Source organism: Plasticicumulans acidivorans (assembly GCF_003182095.1).
Lineage (GTDB): Bacteria > Pseudomonadota > Gammaproteobacteria > Competibacterales > Competibacteraceae > Plasticicumulans > Plasticicumulans acidivorans.
In genome coordinates this window covers 176,266-192,619 of sequence record NZ_QGTJ01000003.1, presented here as the reverse complement: position 1 = coordinate 192,619, position 16,354 = coordinate 176,266, and the positions used below count along the sequence as shown (strand labels likewise).

The 16,354-nt window shown below is 70.6% G+C and carries 11 protein-coding genes; 7 read left to right on the top strand and 4 right to left on the bottom strand.

The window, feature by feature from the left end:
- Nucleotides 1-57 precede the first annotated feature (57 nt).
- A complete protein-coding gene (locus C7443_RS06285) occupies nt 58-1,344 on the bottom strand; it encodes a DNA-binding protein (protein ID WP_170123513.1) in 1,287 nt (428 codons plus the stop codon).
- Nucleotides 1,345-1,423: 79 nt separating this feature from the next.
- Complete coding sequence (locus C7443_RS06280; protein ID WP_110017746.1) at nt 1,424-2,335, bottom strand: LysR family transcriptional regulator; 912 nt, start codon at nt 2,333-2,335, stop codon at nt 1,424-1,426.
- A 148-nt stretch (nt 2,336-2,483) separates the two neighbouring features.
- Between C7443_RS06280 and C7443_RS06275 the strand changes: the two genes are divergently transcribed.
- The 3 genes from C7443_RS06275 (at nt 2,484) to C7443_RS06265 (ending at nt 5,967) form a co-directional block, all read left to right on the top strand.
- Complete coding sequence (locus C7443_RS06275; protein ID WP_110018027.1) at nt 2,484-3,473, top strand: aldo/keto reductase; 990 nt, start codon at nt 2,484-2,486, stop codon at nt 3,471-3,473.
- Between the two features lie 81 nt (nt 3,474-3,554).
- Nucleotides 3,555-5,327 (top strand): sensor histidine kinase, encoded by a 1,773-nt coding sequence (locus tag C7443_RS06270; protein ID WP_110017745.1) that lies wholly within the window; start codon nt 3,555-3,557, stop codon nt 5,325-5,327.
- Entirely contained in the window at nt 5,302-5,967 is a 666-nt protein-coding gene (locus tag C7443_RS06265) for a response regulator transcription factor (RefSeq protein ID WP_110017744.1), read from the top strand. Before C7443_RS06270 ends, C7443_RS06265 begins: the two co-directional genes overlap by 26 nt.
- An 8-nt stretch (nt 5,968-5,975) precedes the next feature.
- On the opposite strand, the gene C7443_RS06260 is transcribed toward C7443_RS06265, so the two are convergent.
- Complete coding sequence (locus C7443_RS06260) at nt 5,976-6,857, bottom strand: universal stress protein (RefSeq protein WP_110017743.1); 882 nt, start codon at nt 6,855-6,857, stop codon at nt 5,976-5,978.
- A gap of 101 nt (nt 6,858-6,958) precedes the next feature.
- On the opposite strand from C7443_RS06260, the gene C7443_RS06255 reads away from it, so the two are divergent.
- The 3 genes from C7443_RS06255 (at nt 6,959) to C7443_RS06245 (ending at nt 11,404) form a co-directional block, all read left to right on the top strand.
- Nucleotides 6,959-8,929 carry a monovalent cation:proton antiporter family protein gene (locus C7443_RS06255; RefSeq protein ID WP_110017742.1) on the top strand — a complete coding sequence of 657 codons (1,971 nt, stop codon included), beginning with the start codon at nt 6,959-6,961 and terminating at the stop codon, nt 8,927-8,929.
- An 85-nt stretch (nt 8,930-9,014) separates the two neighbouring features.
- The gene (locus C7443_RS06250) at nt 9,015-9,482 is read left to right on the top strand and encodes a MarR family winged helix-turn-helix transcriptional regulator (RefSeq protein ID WP_110017741.1); all 468 of its coding nucleotides are present in this window, start codon (nt 9,015-9,017) and stop codon (nt 9,480-9,482) included.
- Complete coding sequence (locus C7443_RS06245; RefSeq protein ID WP_110017740.1) at nt 9,479-11,404, top strand: FUSC family protein; 1,926 nt, start codon at nt 9,479-9,481, stop codon at nt 11,402-11,404. Before C7443_RS06250 ends, C7443_RS06245 begins: the two co-directional genes overlap by 4 nt.
- Here the strand turns inward: C7443_RS06245 and C7443_RS06240 are convergent.
- A complete protein-coding gene (locus tag C7443_RS06240; protein WP_110017739.1) occupies nt 11,374-13,506 on the bottom strand; it encodes a diguanylate cyclase in 2,133 nt (710 codons plus the stop codon). The two genes, C7443_RS06245 and C7443_RS06240, sit on opposite strands and share 31 nt — an antisense overlap.
- 442 nt (nt 13,507-13,948) lie before the next feature.
- Between C7443_RS06240 and C7443_RS06235 the strand changes: the two genes are divergently transcribed.
- Nucleotides 13,949-16,285 (top strand): acyl-CoA dehydrogenase, encoded by a 2,337-nt coding sequence (locus C7443_RS06235; protein ID WP_110017738.1) that lies wholly within the window; start codon nt 13,949-13,951, stop codon nt 16,283-16,285.
- The last annotated feature ends 69 nt before the right edge of the window (nt 16,286-16,354 follow it).

Sequence of the window (16,354 nt, the reverse complement as noted above, 5' to 3'; positions counted from 1 at the left end):
TACCGCCCCGCCCGGGAACTCGTCCCGAGCGGGTTTGTGGCGTTCATCGACGGGCGTTCATTCCCCTGCGGAGGGTGTCGTCTGCGGTCGCGGAGCCTGAGCCTCGCCGGCATTCGCGCCGCCGCGCTGATTGCGCGGTTTGCGCGGGGGGCGCCGGCGCTTGTTGTTGCCATTGCCGCCCGTGTCACCGGGCGTGGCCGATTCAGCCTGCGGCCCGGCCATCTGGCTGCGCTCGCGATTGCCCTGCTGTGGCGGTTTTTTCTTGTTGCGCGGCGGTCTGGACGGCTTGTTGCCGCCGCCGCCGCTATTGCCCGGTGCCGCGACGTTGCCATTGGCTTCACCGCCCTGCGGGCGGCGCGTGCGCTGGCTGGTGCGGGCAACGTTGCCGTTACGCTGGTGCTGGGCGTGGCTGGCCGGCTCGAAGATATTGCCGTTGACGAAACTGACGTCGTAGCGCGGCCGCGATTCGAAGTCGCTGGCCCGCGCCTGCGCCACGGCGAGCTGCGCGGCGAGCTGGTCGAAGGCGTCTTCGAGCTGCGCGAATTCCTCGCTGAGGCGTTCGAGTTCGAGTTCGCGCTGGATGACGCGGCCCTGCAGGGTCTTGACGTCGTTCGGCAGCGGCGCATAGCGGCTTTCCGCTGCACTGTCGGCATCGCTGAAGGGCGCAACCTTGTCGAGTGCAGCGCGCAGGCGGGCGACTTCGTCCCGCGCATGCTGCAGTTCCGCGCGTGTCGCCTCGCAGCGCGCTTCGGCAGCGCTCAGTTCCCCGGCATGGCGGGTCTGCTCGACGCTCAGCCGCTGCTGCAGCTCTTCGAAGTACTGATCGTCGGCGGGGGTGTCGGTCGATGGCAGCGGCGCCGGGCGCAGATCGATTTGAGTTTCGAGGGCGGCGATGTGCATATCGCGTTCTTCGAGTGTGGCCAGGGCCGCGGCCAGCGCGGTCTGCGTCTCGTTGAGGCGCAGCTGAAGGGCCTGACTTGCCTGTTCGCAGTCGTGCATATGTTCCTGAGCTTCGTTACGTGCGGCGTCCACTGCATGCAGCAACCGTTCGCGATCCTCTTCGAAGGCGGAGCCGGCGACATCGAGCATGCGATTGCGCAGCGTCAGCACCAGCTCGACGACATCGTCGGGGAACTCCGGTGCGCTGCGTTCACGGCTGAGGCGGGCGCCCAGCTGTTCCCAGCAATTATCGAGGGCCGAACCGATCGTGTTGTTGTTGCGGCGGGTCAGGCCGCGCGCGAGCAGCCATTCCTGCACAGCCTGGATCGTGGGCTTGCGGGCCGCCGACAGCAGCTCCCAGAAAGCCTGCTCGGTCAGCGCACGCGTGTCAGTGGTGCGAGCCATGAGTGATCCCGATGGACGGATGTGGAACGGCGGTAATGTATCACTGCTTAACGTGTCGTCTATATCGCTTACCGCTGCTTTACTCTCCATGCAGCAGCGGATCGGCAGCGAACAGTTCCGCCAGCCAGTCGGCGAAAGCGCGCAGCCGGCGCGACAGGTGGCGCTGCGGCGGGTATTGCAGCGTCACCGGCAGCGGAGCCGGCCGCCAGTCGTCGAGTACGCTGCGCAGGCGTCCGGCATCGCGCTCGGCGGTCAGATCGTAGACCGGCATCTGCACCAGGCCGAGGCCGGCAAGTCCGGCGGCAAGGTAGGCGTCGGCGTTGTCGACCGTCAACAGGCTGTTCATCGGCAGACTGCGCTCGATGCCGTCCTCGTCGTAGATCCAGTCCTGCGCGGCATCGCCGGGCGCGGCGCGATAACCGACGACGTAATGCTGCGCCAGATCGGCCAGGCTGCGCGGCTCGCTGAAGCGCGCCAGATAGCTCGGCGCCGCCCAGTTGGCCTGCGGCAGCGCACCGAGGCGGCGGGCGACCAGGCGCTCGTCGAGCCATTCGCCGCCGCGCACCACGCCGTCGAGCCCGTCACGCAGCGGATCGACGTAGCGGTCGTTGGCGCCGAGCTGCAGGCGGATCTGCGGATGGCGGGCGAAGAACTGCGGCAGCGCCGGGATGATCACGCGCCGAGCCAATCGCCCCGGCACCTCAAGCTTCAGCGTGCCGCGGATCGCCGTACCTTCCTGCGCGAACAGGCTGTCGGTTTCCTCGAAATCGGCGAGCAGGCGCACGCAGCGCTCGAAATACGCCGCGCCATCGACGGTGAGTTCGACGCGCCGGGTCGTGCGATGCAGCAGGCGCACGCCGAGGTGGCGTTCCAGCTGCTGCACGGCAGCGGAGACGCTGGCCCGCGGCAGTTCGAGTGCCGTGGCGGCATGGCTGAAGCCGCCGGTCTCGACGACCTTGACGAAGGCTTCCATCGCTTGAAGTCGATCCATATCGATCCCGCTTGCTGCGCTATTGGCACGTTTTTTTGAACGGTGATGGCAAATATTGCCGGTTTATGCCGGAAAGTCGCGCACTGATACTGCGCTCCCACGGTCGCCGTGCCGGCGGCCGCACGCTTCGGGAGTGACGGTGATGACGATGAAGATGCGCAGACTGGGCGCCAGCGGCCCGCAGGTTTCGGCACTCGGCCTCGGCTGCATGGGCATGAGCGACTTCTACGCCGGCCACGACGAAGCCAGCGCGCTTGCCACGCTGGATGCGGCGCTCGACGCCGGTGTGACGCTGTTCGATACCGCCGATGCCTACGGTCCGCACAGCAATGAAGCGCTGCTCGGTCGCTGGCTGCGCGGCAAGCGCGAGCGGGTGTTCCTCGCCACCAAGTTCGGCCTGGTCCGTGACCCGGCCGACCCGCACGCGCGCGGCATCAACGGTCGGCCGGAGTATGTGCGCCAGGCGGTCGACGGCAGTCTGCGCCGCCTCGGGGTGGAGACCATCGATCTCTACTATCAGCACCGCATCGATCCGCAGGTGCCGGTCGAGGAAACCGTCGGCGCACTCGCCGAGCTGGTGGCCGCCGGCAAGGTGCGCTATCTCGGCCTGAGCGAAGTCTCGGCAGCGACGCTCGAACGGGCCTGCACCGTGCACCCGATCACCGCGGTACAGAGCGAGTATTCGCTGTGGACCCGCGATCCGGAGGACGGCGTGCTGGCCGCCTGCGCCCGGCTCGGCGTCGGCTTTGTGCCCTACAGTCCGCTCGGCCGTGGTTTTCTGACCGGCGCGATCCGCTCGCCGGAGGACTTCGCCGCCGATGACTACCGCCGCACCAGCCCGCGCTTCCAGGGCGAGAACTTCGCACGCAACCTCGCGCTGGTCGAGCAGGTGCGCGCGCTGGCCGAACACAAGGGCGTGACGGCGGCGCAGCTGGCGCTGGCCTGGGTGCTGGCGCAGGGCGAATACATCGTGCCGATCTTCGGCACCACCCGCCCGGCCAATCTGCGCGCCAATCTGGCCGCGCTCGATGTCGAGCTGACGACGGCGGAGCTTGCTGCGATCGAGGCGGTGTTCCCGCGCGATGCCGCGGCCGGCGCGCGTTATCCGCAGGCGATGATGACGCTGGTCAACGCTTGAGCGATCGCGCCTGTCGCGACGGCGGCGTGCGGCGGCCGGCTCGGTTAAAGTGCAAGGCCGTTTGCCGCCGACCGTCCGCCGATGTCCGTGGGTTCGTATCTGCGCCGCCTGCTTCTGTTCAACTGCCTGTGGCTGGCGCCGGCACAGGCCGATGAGCTGCGTATCGGTGTGCTGGCGCCCTTCGGCGACGAGGCGGTGCCGGCGGACTGGGGCTATGTGCGCGATGCGCTCGCCCGGGAGCTGCCGCAGCATCATTTCATCCTGCGCCCGTATGACATCTCCGGCCTGCACGCCGCCGCCGCCGCCGCCGCCATCGACTTCGTGCTGACGTCGAGCGGCGATTACGTCGCGCTCGAATTCGACGACCGTGCCAGCCGCATCGCCACGCTGGAATCGCCGCAGGCGAGCGCGCCGACGGCGGCGATCGCCTCCACCGTGGTCGTGCTCGATGTGCGCCAGGATCTGCAGCGGCTCGCCGACCTGCGCGGCCAGCGCATCGCCGCCACCGCGCCGCAGGCGTTCGGCGGCTGGCTGATCGTCGCCCGTGAGCTGCTGCACGCCGGGCTCGACGTCGGCCACGGCGACGTGCAGCCGCTGTGGCTCGGGTTTCCGATGAGCGGCATCCTCGCCGCCGTGCAGCAGGGGCGGGCGGATGCTGGCGTCATCCGCGCCTGCCTGCTCGAAGACCTGATCGCCCGTCATGATCCGCTGGCGCGCGGCCTGCGCGTGCTGGCAGCGCAGCCGACCGAGCAGCTGCACTGCGCGCACTCGACACCGCTGTATCCGGACTGGCCGTTCGCGGTGCTGCCGCATGTGCCGCACGCAGTCGCCAAGCAGGTCGCCACCGCGCTGCTGTCGATGCCGCGCTCGCCCGAGGGCTACGCCTGGACCGTGCCGACCGACTACCAGTCGGTGCACGCGCTTTACCGCGAGCTGCGCAGCGGACCGTATGCCTACCTGCGCGAATGGCGCTTCGAGGACTTCGCGCGCCGCTACTGGGGCTGGCTGCTGGCGGCGTTCGTTGCGCTGCTCGGGCTGATCGTGCATGCGGTGCGCGTCGAATATCTGGTGCAGCAGCGCACGCAGGCATTGCGCGAGGCCGCCTCGCGGGCGCGCAGTGCGCGGGAACAGCTCGATCACCTCGGCCGTCTCGGCCTGCTCGGCGAGATGGCCGGCACGCTGGCGCATGAGCTCAACCAGCCGCTGGCGGCGATCGCCAACTTCGCGCGCGGCATGATCCGCCGCATCGATGCCGGCCGCCTGGCGCCGCAGCCGCTGCGCGAAGGCGCCGAGGAGATCGCCGAGCAGGCCGAGCGTGCCGCCGACATCATCCGCCGCATCCGCCTGTTCGCCCGCAAGCGCGCCAGCGAGCGCCAGCCGCTGGCCGTCGACGACCTGCTCGACGACGCCCTGCACCTGTTCACCGGCATGCTGGTCGAGCCGCCGCCGCTGACCCGGCAGGGGCTGCCCGGTGCGGTGGTCTGCGCCGATCGCCTGCAGCTGCAGCAGGTGCTGGTCAATCTGCTGAAAAACGCCCTCGACGCACTGCAGACGATACCGTCCACCGAACGCATGATGGCGCTGCGCGCGCGGCGGGTCGGCGATGATGTCTGCATCGAAGTGCGGGACGATGGCTGCGGGCTCGATGCCGCCAGCCGCGAGCATCTGTTCGAGCCATTCTTCACCACCAAGAGCGACGGCGTCGGTCTCGGTCTATCCCTGTGCAAGACGCTGATCGAAGCGCACGGCGGCCACATGTATGCGCTGCCCAATCCCGCCGGCCGCGGCCTGGTGGTCGGTTTCACCCTGCCGCTCATGGAGATCGCCGATGCCGCCGAGCGTTCCAGCGACTGATCCCATCGTCTGCATCGTCGATGACGACGCCGCGCTGCGCCGTTCGCTGCTCTATCTCGGCGATTCGGTCGGCTGGGCCATGCAGGCGTATGCCTGCGCGGAAGATTTTTTGCGCGAAGGATTGCCGCTGCGCCCGGACTGCCTGGTGGTCGACGTGCGCATGCCGGGCATGAGCGGGCTGGAGCTGCAGCGTGAGCTGCAGCTGCGCCGTGTCGAGCTGCCGCTGATCTTCATCAGCGGCCACGGCGACATCGCCATGGCGGTCGATGCGATGAAGCACGGCGCGGTCGATTTCCTCGAAAAACCGTTCCGCGACCAGGCCCTGCTCGATGCCGTCGAACGCGCGCTGCGGGCGCGCCGGCAGGCCGCCGTCGCCGCCGCGCAGCAGCGCGCCTGTGCCGAGCGGCTCGATGCGCTGACGCCGCGCGAGCGCGAGGTCGCCGAATACGTCGCCTGCGGCCTGGCCAACAAGCGCATCGCCCGCCTGCTCGAAATCAGCGAAAAAACCGTGCACGTGCACCGCCAGCACGTGTTCGAAAAGACCGGCTGCGGCTCGGCCGCCGAGCTGGCGCGGCTGTTCGCGCAGGCCGATCCCGAATTCCTGGCGCGGGCGCAGGCGCTGGCGCCCGGTGAGGATTGACGCGGAGCTTACGGCACCACCAGCACGTCGCCCTGCGCGGCAAACAGCACGTCGCGGGTGACGCTGCCGAGCCAGATGCGTTCGAGCAGCGGCTCGCCATGCTTGCCGAGCACCAGCAGATCGCAGTCCTGCGCTGTTTCCTGATCGAGGATGCGCTGCACGGCGTCACCGTGCAGGACCAGCTGGCTGCTGCGCGCGGCGGGCAGATCGGCCGCCGCGGCCAGCGCGGCCAGTTGCTGGTGGGCCTGCTCCTGCAGCCGTGCGCGGTAGTGCGTCAGCGTCACCGTGTCGACGCCGCTGCCGATCAGCGCGCCCTCGAAGGGCACGCGAAAGGCGTGCAGCAGCAGCAGTTCGGCCGCTGGCGCCAGCGCCCGGGCCGCGGCGATCACCGCCGGCGACACGCGGGAAAAATCCACCGCGACCAGCACCCGCCGGTAGCCGGCGCCGGGCTCGCGGCGGACCACCAGCATCGGTTGTTCGAGGTGCGCGAGCAGGCGCTCGGCGGTGGTGCCGAGCAGGCTCTGGCGCAGCGTATTGCCGCCGCGGGCGCCGCAGACCACCAGGTCGGCCTCCAGCCGCCCGCTCTGCGCCACCAGCTCCGGCAGCAGATCGCCCTCGGCGAGGTGGCAGCCGGCGGACAGTGCATGGCGCTGGTGCAGCTCAGCGCTCAGCGTGTGCAGCGCCTGCCGCGCCTGCTCGCGCAGCCGCTCGGCCAGATCGGGCGAGGCGGTTTCGAGCAGCGCGCGCAGCCGGCTCAGCGGATCGCGTTCGAGCACATGCAACAGCTCAAGCCGCGCGTCGTGCCCGGCGGCGATGAGGGCGGCACGTGCTGCCGCACGGTGGGCCGCAGCGGAAAGATCGGTGGCAGCAAGCACTCGGCGCAGGCGCATCGTATGTTCCTCCTTAACAATGACCGTAGACCAAACCGGCCGGCGTGCTGCCGTGGCCGGTACGTCGCGGCTTAGACATGACGACAGGAGAGTCGCCGGTGATGGGCGAGTTGCTGGTTCAGACCTTGTGGTTGCTCGGCAGTGCGGTGGTGGTGCTGGCGGCCTGCCAGCGCCTGCGCATTCCGTCGAGTCTGGGATATCTGCTGGTCGGCATCATGCTCGGCCCGCACACCGCCGGCCCGGTGGTGGAGGCGCCGCAGATCCACGGGCTCGCCGAGTTCGGCATCGTCTTCCTGCTGTTCACCATCGGTCTGAGCTTTTCACCGCCGCAGCTCAGCGCGCTCGGCGCGCAGGTGCTGCGCCTCGGCGTCGGCCAGGTGGTGCTGAGCACGCTGGTGGTCGCGCTGCTGGCCTGGCTGGCCGGGCAGGCGCCGGCGGCGGCGTTCATCATCGGGGCGGTGTTCGCGCAGTCGTCGACCACGATCATCAGCCGCCAGCTCGCCGAGCAGGGCGAGGAGCAGGAGCGTCACGCCCGCCTGGGCACCGCGCTGTCGGTATTTCAGGACGTCACTTCAGTGCCCTTCATCGTGGTCATCCCGGTGCTCGGCAGCGCGCTCGGCCTGTTCGAGCTCGGCACGGCGCTGCTCTGGGCGATGGCCAAGGCGGCGCTGGCGCTGGTGCTGGTGTTCGTCTGCGGCCGCTGGCTGCTCGGGCCGCTGTTCCGGCTGGTGGCGGCACGGCGCTCGGCGGAGCTGTTCACGCTGGCAGTGCTGTTCGTGTCGCTGATCGCCGCCTGGACCACCGCGAGCTTCGGCCTGTCGATGGCCTTCGGCGCCTTTCTCGCCGGCATGATGCTGGGCGAGACCGAGTTCCGGCACCAGATCGAGGCCAGCATCCGCCCGTTTCGCGACGTGCTGCTCGGCCTGTTCTTCGTCGGCGTCGGCATGCTGTTCGAGCCGGCGGTGCTGCCGGCGATCTGGCCCGAGGCGCTGCTCGGCGCGCTGCTGCTGCTCACCAGCAAGAGCCTGCTGGTGGCGCTGCTGGTGCACCGTGACGGCGGCGATGCGCTGCTGGCCTGGCGCACCGGCCTGCTGCTCGCGGTCGGCGGCGAGTTCGGCTTTGCTCTGCTCGCACTCGGTCTGGAAGGGCAGGCGATCGACCCGCGCAGCGGCCAGATCGTGCTCGCCGCGGTGCTGTTCTCGATGTTCGTCGCGCCGCTGCTGATCCGTTACAACGCGGCACTCGCGCGCCTGCTGACCCGGCGGCGCTCGCCGCCGGTCGCCGCGCCCGGCCTGCCGCACGTCGACGACGCCTGTGCCGCCGCCTGCCGCGAGCACGTCATCCTCTGCGGCTACGGCCGCGTCGGTCAGAGCATCGGCCGCTTCCTCGAAGAAGAAGGCATCGCCTACGTCGCGCTTGACCTCGACCCGCTGAAGGTGCGCGAGGCGCACCTCGCCGGTGAGCCGGTGTTCTACGGCGATGCCAGCGAGCGCAGCGTGCTGGAAGCGGTCGGCGTCGATGCCGCACGCCTGCTGGTGGTCAGCTGCGCCGACGCCGACACCGCCCACAAAGTGCTGCTGCATGCGCGGGCGCTGCGTCCCGGGCTGCCGGTGATGGTGCGCACCCGCGACGAAAGCCACGTCGATGCGCTGCGCAGCGCCGGCGCCACCGAGGTGGTGCCGGAAACCTTCGAGGCGACGCTGATGATCGCCGCGCACGTGCTGGTGTTGCTCAGCGTGCCACTCGGTCGGGTGCTGCGCCGCGTGCAGGCCGAGCGCGCCTGCCATTACCGCCTGCTGCGCGAGTTTTTCGACGGCGGCGACTGGGTCGGCGAGGCCGGCGAGGCGCGCACCGACCGCCTGCGCGCGGTGCTGCTGCCAGCCGACAGCCCGGTGCTCGGCCAGCCGCTCGGCGGCTGCGGCCTGGAGGATGTGACCATCACCGCGCTGGTGCGCGCCGGCGAGCGGCAACTGGCGCCGTCGCTCGACACCTGCCTGTGCGCCGGCGACACGCTGGTGCTGTTCGGCTCGCCGGAGTCGCTGCAGCGCGCCGAACGCCTGCTGCTGCCCTGAGCGCGGCAAGCGGGCGCAACGGCGGGAGACAGCGGTCGGGATTGATCGATTGTGTGCACATTATTAGCTAGCTAATAATGTGCTTATGAACGAATTCCCATTGACACGACACAACTTCGGCTTTCGTCTGGGTCTGCTCGCCCGCCGCTGGCGGCGCGAGGTCGATGCCGCGATCGCCGTCACCGGGCTGACCGCGGCGACCTGGCGGCCGCTGATGCATCTCGCCCATCGCGGCGACGGTCTTCACCAGACCGCGCTGGCCGCATCGCTCGGCATCGAAGGCTCGACGCTGGTGCGCCTGCTCGACGGCCTCGAACGCCAGCGGCTGATCGAGCGGCGCAGCGATCCGCAGGACCGGCGGGCGAAGATCATCGCCCTGACGGCCGCCGGCCATGACACCGTCAACGCGCTGCGCGTGCGCATCGAAGCGCTGGAAAGCGAGCTGCTGACCGATGTCGACGATGCCGAACTGGCACTGTTCGGCCGCGTGTTCGCCCGCGTCGATGCGGTGCTGGCGGCGCGCCGTGGCAGTGCCGAGGACGAAGGGCCATGAGCGTGCTGCGCGCCTGCCGCAACGCGCTGCTGCAGCCGACCCGGCCGGCGCTGCTGTTCGCACTGCGCACCAGCCTCGCCATGCTGGCGGCACTGGCGCTGGCTGCCGCACTCGGCCTCGACAGTCCGCAGTGGGCGGCGATGACCGTCGGTCTGGTGGCGCAGCCGACCCGCGGCCTGCAGCTGGCGAAAGGCTTCTACCGTCTGCTCGGCACGCTGCTCGGCGCGCTGGTCGTCGAGCTGCTGCTGCGTCTGGCGCAACAGCCGGCGCTGGCGCTGGCCGGCCTGGCGCTGTGGCTCGGTCTGTGCGCCGGCGCGGCGCAGTGGCTGCGCGGTATTCGTGCCTACGCCGCGGTGCTCGCTGGCTACACGCCGGTGATCGTCGCGCTGCCAGCTTTCGCCGAGCCGGGGCGGCTCGATGAATTCGCGCTGGCGCGGGTCGGCTGCATCGCCATCGGCGTGGTCGTGTCGACGCTGCTCAGCTCGGGGTTCACACCGGGGGCCGATGTCCGCGAGTTCCGGGCGCGGGTGCGTGACCTCGGCCGGGCCACGCTGGCCTGGACCGCCGGCGCGCTGCGTGGCGGTGATGAGTCCGCGCTGGCGGCGCGCGAGCGCGAGCTGCTCGCCGAGCTGGCCGCGCTCGATGCCCGCTGCGATCAGGTCGGTGCCGGGTCGGACGGCCGGCGCACGCGGGTGCGGGCCGCGCGCGAGCTGATCGTCGCCGCGCTGCTGCTGGTCGCCCGCACCCGCGCGCTGCAGCCGCTGCTGGCGGCGCAGCCCGGCGGGCCGGCGCTGGCCGCACGTCTGGCCGAGGTGCTCGACGGCGGCCGCGCGGCACCGGCGGCGAGCGCCACGGCGCTGCTCGCCGGCGAGCTGGCGGCGGGGCCGCTGCGCACGCGGTTGGATGAATTCGCCGAAGCGCTCGCTGCCGCGGCCGATGCCCGCCGCGCCGGCGAGCAGGCGACGGCGGTCGGGCTGGCACCGCGGCCGCATCCGCACTTTCACCGTGACCGCGCCCTGGCCTGGCACGCGGCCCGGCGCGCCGGGCTGGCGGTCGCTGCCGTCGCCGCTTTCTGGCAGCTCAGCGGCTGGGCCGGTGGCCTGACGATGCTGATGTCGTGCGCGGTGATGTGCTCGATCTTCGCCGCCAGCGACCGCGCCTTCGCCGGTCTGCTGGCGGTGCTGCGCGGCTCGGTGGCTGGAGTGGCCTGTGCGCTGCTCGGCAAGCTCTGGCTGCTCGCCGGCGTCGACAGCTTCGCGTGGCAGCTGCTCGGCATCGTGCCGGTGCTGTTCGCCGGCTGCCTGCTGATCGCCAGCCCGCCGACCGCGATCACCGGCACCGACTTCACAATGCTGTTCCTGCTGATGTTCAACCCGGTGCCGGGTGCTGCACCGGCGAGTCTCGACCATCTGCTGCCGGCGGGGCTCGGCGCGATTGCCGGTGTCGCCTGGGTGGCGCTGGTCTACCGCTGGCTGCTGCCGAGCGATCCGCCGGCACAGCTGCGCCGGCTGGTGCGCGAATGCGTCCACGATCTGCGCCGGCTGGCGATGGCGCGGCGCCCGCCGAACGCCGCGCTGTGGCGGGCCCGCACCCTCGGGCGGGTGCTGCGGCTGGTGGCGCGGTCGGCGGTGGCCGGCGAGGCGGCGGCAGCGACTTTGGCCGGCGGCATCGCCGCGCTCACCGCCGGTCTGGCGCTGCTGCGCCTGCACCAGTGTTTGCCGGCGCTCGACGCCGTCGATGTTCAGGCGGTGCGCGCGTTGTTCGCCGCCTGCCGCGACGGGCTGAATACCGATCCCGCCGCGCTGGCGGCACTGGCGCGGCGGTTGGCGGCCTCGCTCAGCGATGCCGACGGCGCGGCGTCGCTTGCTGAGTTTGCCGATGCGCTGGAGCGTCAGCCGGCGTTCTTCCGCTCCGGCGGCTGAGCCGCGGCGGCGGCCTCGGGCGGTTCGCAGTGCACGCAGTCGCGCCGCTCCTTGGCGACATAGAGCGCATCGTCGGCGGCCTTGACCAGCGCGTCGATGGAACGTCCCGGCCAGTGCCCGGCGACGCCGAAGGAGGCCGTGACCTGCTCCGGCGCGCCGAAGCGGTTGCCCGCCAGCCGTGCGCGCAGCAGCTCGGCGAGCTGCGCCGCGGCTCTGGCGCTGGTGCCCGGACAGATGACGAGGAATTCCTCGCCGCCCCAGCGTCCGACCAGATCACTGCGGCGCAGATTGGCGGCGAGGATGCCGGCGGTGGCGCGCAGCACGCGGTCACCGGCGGCATGGCCGTAGTGGTCGTTGACCGCCTTGAAGTGGTCGAGGTCGAGCAGGATCAGCGCGAATGGCTGGTGGTAGCGGTTGGCGCGGCTGATTTCGACGTCGAGCGCTTCGAGCAGGCGGCGGCGGTTGGCCAGGCCGGTGAGCTGATCGGTGGCGGCCAGCGTCGCCAGTTCGGCGTTGGCGCGCTGCAGCGCCTGTTCGGCCTGCTTGCGATCGTCGATGTCGCTGACGACGAAGAGGATGCCGGCGGTGAGCGTCGACGGGTCGATGGCTTTGCCGTGCAGCGTGCACCAGCGCACGCTGCCGTCGCGGTGGCGCATGCGGTGTTCGGCCTCATAGGCGCGGCCGGTGGCCAGCAGCAACGGGCTGTCGTGGCCGACGCGGCGGTAGTCGGCGGCGTCGGCATAGAGGAATTCCGTCGAGCGCCCGAGCATCTCCGCCATCGAGTAGCCGCACAGCTGCGTCATGTACTCGCTGACCCAGACGATGCGCCGCTTGCGGATCAGCATGATGCCGACCAGCGCATTGGCCAGCAGCACATCGCGCGCGCCGAGCGCCTCGGCCAGCTCCGCCTGCTTGTTGCCGAGTTCACGGGTGCGCTCGGCGACGCGGCTTTCCAGACGGTCGCGTTCTCCCTGCAGCTCGGCCAGCGCGCGCCGGCGCTGACGCATCACGTGCAGCAGGGCGATGATCAGCAGGGCCTGCAGCGCGATCAGCAGCAGCACCGGCACGAGCTGCCAGCGGTAGCGTGACCACAGACCGTCGGCACGGTTGATGATCGTTGCACCGGCGGGCAGTGCGGCATCGCGGATGCCGAAGCGGCGCAGCACCCGCTCATCGAACAGCAGCGCCGTCGGCGAGGTCATCAGCACCGGAATGTCGCTGGCGCGACGGCCGTCGAGGATCTGCAGTACCCGCTCGGCGGCAGCCTGGCCCTGATCGCTGCCGCGCAGCAGCCGGCCGCCGACGATGCCGCTGCCGAGCATGAACTCCCAGAAGGCATACACCGGCACCGGGCTGGCGGCGGCGATCAGCCGGGCGTTTTCGAGCGGACTCCGCGGGCGGCCGTCGCGCGACTCACCGAGCAGGCCGGCCATGAACACCAGCGCATCGGCCGGCAGCATCGCCAGGCGGGCGTTCAGCTCGTCGAGGCGGGTGTCCTTGAGTTCGATCAGGCGGTAGCGGTCGCGGTAATGCGGCATCGCCACCTGCTCGACGGCCTCGGTCTGACGCACACCGGAGGCGTCCTTGGAGGAGACGATGAACACCAGCGTGTCGGTGTGCGGATGGATGGCCAGCGCCGTTTCCACCGTGGCGACGATGTCGACCTCCTCGTTGACGCCGGTGATGTCATCGACGCCGGCGATGGCGTCGGCGCGAAAGTTGTTGTAGCCGCAAAAAACGATCGGCAGACCTGCAAACAGCTGCGCGCGGTGCTGCAGCGCGAAGTTGAAGGCCGCGTTGTCGGCCACTACCAGCAAGTCCTGCGGCAGGCGCCGGTACTTGGCCGCCAGCACCGGCAGCAGCGCCTCGCGCAGCTGCGGATCGGGAAAGCGGCGGCTGTCGAGGTATTCGACCGACAACTCGTAGGGACGGCCGTCGGCGTCCAGGCGGGCGCGCAGGCCGGCTTCGATGCCGTCGCTCCAGCGGTAGCCCGGGGCGTAGCTGTTGAGCAGCAGGATGCGCGCCGGAGGCGGTTCGCTCGCCGGCTGCGCCGACACCCCCGCACTCAGCATCCACAGGACCAGCACCAGCAGTTTGCTCATCGGAATCCCTTGCTGAAGCTCGCGACTGCACCGAGAGCTGGAAATAACACCACTGACGCCGGTGTGCTGCCCGTGCTGCCGTGTCTGCGAATCGTCCCCCGCGGCGGGCAGGCCCTCGGCCGGTGCCCGCAAGCATAGCCAGCGTGCATCGCTTGTCGCCGCTCATGAGCGCCGCTCAAACACGGTGTTTATCACCCAGCGACAGCGCTTTCCGTGGCCGATCGCACATCTCGCAATCTGCAGCGGTCAGACCGGACGCGCCGAGCGGGCAATGACGATCTACGGTTACAGCGTGTGACGGGGTTGAGGCGCGTGGTGACATGACGATCCGGTTTGACCGCTGGTCTGGGAATGGGGCAGGGAGGCGGGCCGGCGCCGCGTGGCCGATGTCGCGCCGTCGGGCGGACAGTCGGTATGCACGGTGTGGCAGGGAGACGGCGCGATGCTGGTGAGCGGACTGATCATGGCGGCCGCGGCCGTGGCTGTGTTGACGCTGCCGCCGCTGCGCCGGCCTGTGCTCAGCCGCGCGCTGCTGGCAGTGTTTCGCCGGGCGCTGCCACGGATGTCGGTGACCGAGCGCGAGGCGCTCGAAGCCGGCAGTGTCTGGTGGGAGGGGGAGCTGTTCAGCGGGCGTCCGCGCTGGCAGCGGCTGGCCGCGCTGCCGGTGCCGCGGCTCAACGTGGTGGAACAGCGTTTTCTCGACGAGCAGGTCGAGGAAGCCTGCCGGCTGTGTGACGACTGGCAGGTGACACAGACGCTGCACGACCTGCCGCCGTCCCTGTGGCGCTACCTGCGGGAGCAGGGGTTCTTCGGTCTGATCATCCCCGAGCGCTTCGGCGGACTGGGCTTTTCGGCACTGGCGCATTCGACGGTCATCGCCAAGCTGTCGACGCGCTGCTCGGCACTGGCAGTCTCGGTGATGGTGCCGAACTCGCTCGGCCCAGCCGAGCTGCTGCTGCGCTACGGCACCGACAGCCAGCAGCGCTACTACCTGCCGCGGCTGGCGCGCGGCGAGGAGATCCCGGCCTTCGCGCTGACCAGCCCGTGGGCCGGCTCCGATGCCGCCGCGATCCCCGATGCCGGCATCGTCTGCCGCGGCTACTGGGACGGTCACGAGACGCTCGGCATGCGCGTCAGCTGGGACAAGCGCTACATCACGCTGGCGCCGGTCTGCACGCTGCTCGGCCTGGCGTTTCGCCTCTATGACCCGGAACACCTGCTCGGCGATGTCGAAGACCTCGGCATCACCTGCGCGCTGGTGCCGCGCGATCACCCCGGCGTCGAGATCGGCCACCGTCACCGGCCGCTGGATGCGATGTTCATGAACGGGCCGACGCGCGGGCACGACGTGTTCATGCCGCTGGAGTTCATCATCGGCGGCCCGGCGATGGCCGGGCAGGGCTGGCGCATGCTGATGGAGTGCCTGGCCGCCGGGCGCTCGATCTCGCTGCCGTCGAGCTACACCGGCATGAGCTGGCTGACGGCGCGCGCCGTCGGCGGCTACGCTCGCGTGCGCCAGCAGTTCCGTGCCCCGATCGCCCGCTTCGAAGGCGTCGCCGAGGCGCTGGCGCGCATCGCCGGGCACACCTACGTCATCGACGCGGCGCGGCGGCTGACCGCCGGCGCGCTCGATCTCGGCGAGAAGCCGGCGGTGGTCTCGGCTATCGTCAAGCTCCACATTACCGAGCGTGCAAGACAGGTGGTCAACGACGGCATGGACGTCATTGGTGGCAAGGGCATCTGTCTGGGCCCGGCGAACTTCCTCGGCAGGGCCTATCAGCAGGTGCCGATCGGCATCACCGTCGAGGGCGCGAACATCCTCACCCGCAGCCTGGTGCTGTTCGGTCAGGGGGCGATCCGCTGCCATCCCTGGCTGCTGACCGAGATGCGCGCGGCGCAGGATGGCGACCGCGCGCGCGGTCTGCGCACCTTCGACCAGGCGCTGTTCGCGCACCTGCGCCATATCGCCGGCAACGGCCTGCGCGCACTGGGGCACGGCCTGAGCGGTGCCCGCCTGGCACGCGTCGATGCGGACGTCGATGCCGCTGCCCGCGGGCATTACCGCCAGCTGACGCGGGTCGCGGCGGCGTTTGCCTTCAGCGCCGATGTCGCGCTGCTGCTGCTCGGCGGCTCGCTCAAGCGCCGTGAGCTGCTCTCGGCCCGGCTCGGCGACGTGCTGGCGCAGCTGTACCTGGCCAGCGCCACACTCAAGCGCTTCGAGGACGACGGTCGTCCCGCGGCCGACCGGCCGCTGCTCGACTGGGGCGTGCAGGATGCGCTGTATCGCGCCCAGCAGGCGCTCGACGGCCTGATCGACAACTTCCCGTATCGGCCGGTGCGCTGGCTGCTGCGCGGGCTGTTATTCCCGCTCGGGCGGGCGTACCGGCCGCCGCACGACCGCCTGCTGCGGGCGCTGGCGCAGGCGCTCAGCGAGCCCTCGCCGACGCGCGAGCGGCTGTGCGGCGCCGGCTTCGTGCCGCGTGACGAGCGCGAGCCGCTGGCGGCGATCGAAGCGGCGCTGGTGGCGACGCTGGTCGCCGAGCCGGCCGAGGCCAAAGTCCGCGCTGCGGAAAAGGCCGGGCGCTTCGCCGGTGATCCGCGCGCCAATGTCCGCGACCTCTACCGTCTGGCGTTCGAATACGGCGTGGTCGACGCCGAGGAATACGCCCTGCTCGAACGTCGCGACCGCCTGCGCGACTGCGTCGTGCACGTCGATGAGTTTCCTTTCGACCTGAGTGCGGCCCGCGCCGCGCCAGGTCCTTGCGCGGATACGGCCTGAAGCCGCGCCCGCACGGACAGTGCCGGCGGCTGCGCCGGCGCGATGCAAGCATAAAGACACTGACCCGCC

What these genes read in the sequence shown, in the direction of transcription:
- C7443_RS06280 (WP_110017746.1), bottom strand. Translation starts at nt 2,335, where the DNA reads ATGGATCGACTTCAAGCGATGGAAGCCTTCGTCAAGGTCGTCGAGACC.
- C7443_RS06275 (WP_110018027.1), top strand. Translation starts at nt 2,484, where the DNA reads ATGAAGATGCGCAGACTGGGCGCCAGCGGCCCGCAGGTTTCGGCACTC.
- C7443_RS06270 (WP_110017745.1), top strand. Translation starts at nt 3,555, where the DNA reads ATGTCCGTGGGTTCGTATCTGCGCCGCCTGCTTCTGTTCAACTGCCTG.
- C7443_RS06240 (WP_110017739.1), bottom strand. Translation starts at nt 13,506, where the DNA reads ATGAGCAAACTGCTGGTGCTGGTCCTGTGGATGCTGAGTGCGGGGGTG.
- C7443_RS06265 (WP_110017744.1), top strand. Translation starts at nt 5,302, where the DNA reads ATGCCGCCGAGCGTTCCAGCGACTGATCCCATCGTCTGCATCGTCGAT.
- C7443_RS06260 (WP_110017743.1), bottom strand. Translation starts at nt 6,857, where the DNA reads ATGCGCCTGCGCCGAGTGCTTGCTGCCACCGATCTTTCCGCTGCGGCC.
- C7443_RS06285 (WP_170123513.1), bottom strand. Translation starts at nt 1,344, where the DNA reads ATGGCTCGCACCACTGACACGCGTGCGCTGACCGAGCAGGCTTTCTGG.
- C7443_RS06245 (WP_110017740.1), top strand. Translation starts at nt 9,479, where the DNA reads ATGAGCGTGCTGCGCGCCTGCCGCAACGCGCTGCTGCAGCCGACCCGG.
- C7443_RS06255 (WP_110017742.1), top strand. Translation starts at nt 6,959, where the DNA reads ATGGGCGAGTTGCTGGTTCAGACCTTGTGGTTGCTCGGCAGTGCGGTG.
- C7443_RS06235 (WP_110017738.1), top strand. Translation starts at nt 13,949, where the DNA reads ATGCTGGTGAGCGGACTGATCATGGCGGCCGCGGCCGTGGCTGTGTTG.
- C7443_RS06250 (WP_110017741.1), top strand. Translation starts at nt 9,015, where the DNA reads ATGAACGAATTCCCATTGACACGACACAACTTCGGCTTTCGTCTGGGT.